5 protein-coding genes are annotated in these 4,090 nt (G+C 40.4%); 4 read left to right on the top strand and 1 reads right to left on the bottom strand.

All coding sequences use genetic code 11. From position 1 onward, the window contains the following. Window positions 1-822 precede the first annotated feature (822 nt). The gene (locus ACED42_RS21495; RefSeq protein ID WP_102556877.1) at window positions 823-1,401 is read right to left on the bottom strand and encodes a porin family protein; all 579 of its coding nucleotides are present in this window, start codon (window positions 1,399-1,401) and stop codon (window positions 823-825) included. A 332-nt stretch (window positions 1,402-1,733) separates the two neighbouring features. On the opposite strand from ACED42_RS21495, the gene ACED42_RS21490 reads away from it, so the two are divergent. The 4 genes from ACED42_RS21490 to ACED42_RS21475 all read left to right on the top strand — a co-directional run bounded on the left by ACED42_RS21490 (window position 1,734) and on the right by ACED42_RS21475 (window position 3,141). Continuing rightward, window positions 1,734-1,949: a hypothetical protein gene (locus ACED42_RS21490; protein WP_371704092.1), complete on the top strand. Its 216-nt coding sequence runs from the start codon at window positions 1,734-1,736 to the stop codon at window positions 1,947-1,949. A gap of 339 nt (window positions 1,950-2,288) precedes the next feature. Next, a complete protein-coding gene (locus ACED42_RS21485; protein WP_371704090.1) occupies window positions 2,289-2,594 on the top strand; it encodes a type II toxin-antitoxin system RelE/ParE family toxin in 306 nt (101 codons plus the stop codon). A gap of 78 nt (window positions 2,595-2,672) precedes the next feature. Further along, window positions 2,673-2,972, top strand: coding sequence for a HigA family addiction module antitoxin (locus ACED42_RS21480; RefSeq protein ID WP_371704088.1), 300 nt, complete (start codon window positions 2,673-2,675; stop codon window positions 2,970-2,972). Window positions 2,973-3,012: 40 nt separating this feature from the next. Continuing rightward, entirely contained in the window at window positions 3,013-3,141 is a 129-nt protein-coding gene (locus tag ACED42_RS21475) for a hypothetical protein (RefSeq protein ID WP_371704086.1), read from the top strand. The last annotated feature ends 949 nt before the right edge of the window (window positions 3,142-4,090 follow it).

Raw genomic sequence — 4,090 nt, 5'->3', positions numbered from 1 at the left:
AGAGGCGCACCTCGAGTTTTTGTGTTCGTTATTTGATTAGCAGGATTCGCATTTTGTAGACGTCCGAAAAAGCCGGTCTGCAGTGTCGCTTCAAGATTCTTTCTGACGCACTTACTTCGTTCGTTTGTCGGATCGTTCTTTCCATTAAAGAACTTCGTCCATTTTATGGAAAAGAACGATCTCATTTTATTCTCGATTCTTTGAAGCTGTTTTATGCTTGAGTTACGCCATTTCTTGTGAGGTTTTACTATGTCTAGCGCACCGGATGATTCCATCGCCTTAGTTTTATTGATTCTTGGTTATGCGATTTACAATATCATTCGAATCACACTTGAGATTCGTAATGCTGATTAGTTTACTTTTGGGCGTTACGGTGTGTTTTTGGGATGAGTTTGAACGATGTTAATTCGTTCTGTGAATCGCTCTAAAAGCGTCACAAACTTTCAAAGTGCTATGGAGGCATATCGCCTTGATCAAGTATCCAAAATCTTCGCTAAGAGCGTTTGAGGGGTTCTGAGGGCTGTTTCTGATAGCAAACCTTGCTATTTACCATAATAGGAATAATGAACACCTAGTTTTAGAAGTTTGATGCCATTTCTTAGGCTGATCTTCAGTTTCATTGGTGCGGAGTATTCAAGTACAAATAGCCATATTTTTTTTTGGGGGGGGGGCAGAAAGGTATGGTTGTCTTGGGAATTCTCAGATATAAAAATCGGTCTCAAAATTGTTGAGACCGATTATGAAGCCTTTGGGGGCCCTTCAATTACTTAAAAGGTTCGGGATTAACCAATCGGTCGCCTTTTATGCCATCAAATTTTATAATTAGAATGTGTAGCTAACACCAAAGTATACGGCATCAACGGTATAGTCTTCTGTGGATTTCATAACTAATGATTGTTTTTCCACCTCAAATGTATCTGCTTCGTACGCGAGGCGCATAGTTAAACCATCTATAGACTTAAGTGAATATTCAAGCCCTAGACCAGTATGGATACCCATCCCCGAATCACTGTCAAATTTTGCTTGCTTTGCGTCCAGATCAACTGATGACAAGCCAAGAATCACAAACGGACGCCATCCGCTGTCAAAGGTGTAACCCAGGTTGGCAGATAGAGAAATACTGCTAGGTGATACTGCGGTTTGACCCGCTCGAGCATACCCTTGCTTATATTTCAGATCGCCGTAAGAGGTATAAGCAACCTCTGCACTTACTATTCGGTTGAACTGGTAACCACCGTACATCTTCAGTGCTGTACCGTCAGGTTTAACGTTAGTATCATAACCGTCAATATCAAATCCTGTGCTACCAACACCGCCACCAAGATACCAGCCTTCGTTTGCATTGGCAAAAGATGAAAGTGACGCAAGTGCCAGAATTGCAAGTACTGCTACTTTTTTCATTAGAGAACCTTTTAATATGAAGTTTTGTTTTAATCTGTATCGGTGAGTTGAATTCTATTCATTATGTATATAGATGCAAGTGAAGTTACAAGGTTTAATATATCTAATCAAAATTAACGTTATTTGCGATCACAACGTGGACTGTTTAACATATTTCGCTTAGTGCGAATTCAGATTTAGACACAAGAACGGCTCCCTATTGGGAGCCGTTCTTCGTTACGGAGTCACGCAATTGAACATAATAGGAATAATAAACACCTTGAAATGTATATTTTAATCCACATATATCCTTAAGTGTAATGTTGCACTGAATTCTGTTTGTTGGGTTTGCTATGAAAGATTCGGAACATGTGAATTTCTCAGAAGATTATGAGTTAAATCGTCATCTTGAATTGGTAGGAAAGTCTCAGTCGATTAATAACCGAGAGTATCTAAGAGAACATACCGGTCCAAGAGCTAAAAAAGAATTAGATAAAAGAGTCTTAACACATGCGGAATTTAAGCCATATGTTAAGCAAGACAAACCACGCTTAGATAATCCGGCTTAGTTGCCATTTTTACAGTAAACGTATTTCTACTCGGGATTAACGTATGCGCCCCTAGTTTAGATACAAAACGGCTCCCAATTGGGAGCCGTTCTTCGTTATGGACTTTAAACCTCTAAAGTGAAAAATTCCGGTTTTAGATTATTTACGATAGGAATTATTGACACGTGTAACGTTTCGCGTTACGCTTATTGAGTTGCAGATGATTACCCTATATGAACGCCTCATAAATGAGCTATTTGATTCAATAGTTAGGTATACCTTATTTGATAACACCCCATTAAGCATAGGAATTACCATGAATTTAATTAGAGTCATTTTTTTATTTGAGGGAGATTTATTTTGGCGATCAAAAGCTTTAGTCACAAACATCTTGAAAACTTTTTTTACAGTGGTTCGACAAAAGGCTTAAATGCCAACCACGCTGATAGACTCGGATTGGTGCTTGATGCGATTGATGCATCGCATCACCCACATGACCTAAATAAAATTTTTTGTGATAAGTTTTCAGAGAAAAAAGGGTCAGGAAAAGGGGTGTACAGCATTGTTATAAATGGCAACTGGCGTGTTACGTTTCAAATAGTTGATGATGGAGCAATCTTACTCGATTACCTCGACTATCACGGGAAGCAAATAAAAGCTAAGTAGTTGTCTAACTTATTTAAATAAGCTCAATGTGAATATATTTGAGCTTCCCTCCTATAGTCACAGGGGGATGGAGATAATATGAGACAGACTAGAAAACCGTCACATCCAGGCGTGTTCTTTAAAGCCACTATTTTAGATGAAAGAGGGATATCTATTACCGATGCTGCTCAGTATTTAGGTGTAACCCGAAAATCTCTAAGTGAGTTCGTCAATGGGAAGGCTAAATGCTCTCATGCAATGGCGAGAAGACTAGCTGAGTCGACGGGGACTGGTGTTGCTATTTGGATCAGTATGCAAGCTAAATTGGATACTTGGGAAGCTGAAAATATGGTTATTCCTGATAATATTCTTACGCTACCCGGCTGTAGGGTTGCTTAGAGTTGGGGATACTATTTTATAAACACTAAAGGAGGGCTTTATGGCTCTTAAACCTGGCCCGAAACCAATAGCAAAATCAACAGGGAAACCTGATCAGCGTCGACGCGATAATAAAAATACTCCCGGTAATACTTCTGAGTTAAAGCCGAGTAAATCTTCCCAAAAATAAGATTATAGTTTAGATGCAAAAAGCCTCCCATAAAGGAGGCTTTTTTGTGGGAAAAATTCATGACCGGCTAAAAGGATCATTGAGATCAATCGCTTTTGGGATTAATCTCTTTCCCTAGATGTGAAAAAACCACCTTGCAGGGTGGTTTATTTCGGAATACTTACACGAATTGAGACCTCGTTAAGTCCTTTCATGATAGCCATATCACGCAAGCACTTCAAGTACTCCTGCACTCTGTTTGGATTCAAGATGTTTTGGACAGAGCGACGCGCATCAGCCACCGACCAAGGGATATTCCAAAGGTGGCATGGTAAAGGCACTAATCAGAACTAAGCTAACGCTCGATAAATCCGCCCCTTGTAGCTGCTAGAGGGGATAAGCGGGAAAGGAATAAATGATTAGTGTTGTGAGACCGGAATGGGGGCGTAAAGCCTTACTCACAGCGCAGGGCAGCCCGAAAGGGTAAGAGACAAATCCCAATCTGAAAGCGACCATAGAGATACCCAAATCACTCATAAGATTGAGTCGAAATGGGTAGGGGTCGGCGCAGCCGAAAGGGCTGGTTCTTTGCCGCCCTCGTACTCTTGTGTCTTCCACTTCTACCGCTAGGCGCAGTGTGTGAGTAAGCGAAGCGTCCGAACACCGAGCAAGCGGAATATCGTTTAATGTCCATCTTTGGCACTGTCCCCGAATCTCTTTTTTCACTCTTCTCGAACGCAACGTTATATGTCTCTCTTATTGGGTTGGCTCTTTTTCATTCCTTATCTTTTCCGATATACGAAACCGATATGTAGAACTGATATATGGTCATATCGGTTTCACATATCAGTTCTATATATCGGTTTTTTTGATTTTTATACGTGAGCTTATTTTCATTCACTTTGTGTTTTTTTCAGGGGACTCTTTTAGTGGACTCCCCTTCTGGACTGGCTTAGTCCACTGAATAGGT

This window comes from Vibrio sp. FF145 (assembly GCF_041439075.1).
Taxonomy (GTDB): domain Bacteria; phylum Pseudomonadota; class Gammaproteobacteria; order Enterobacterales; family Vibrionaceae; genus Vibrio; species Vibrio tasmaniensis_A.
This window is presented reverse-complemented; position numbering and strand designations above follow the sequence as displayed.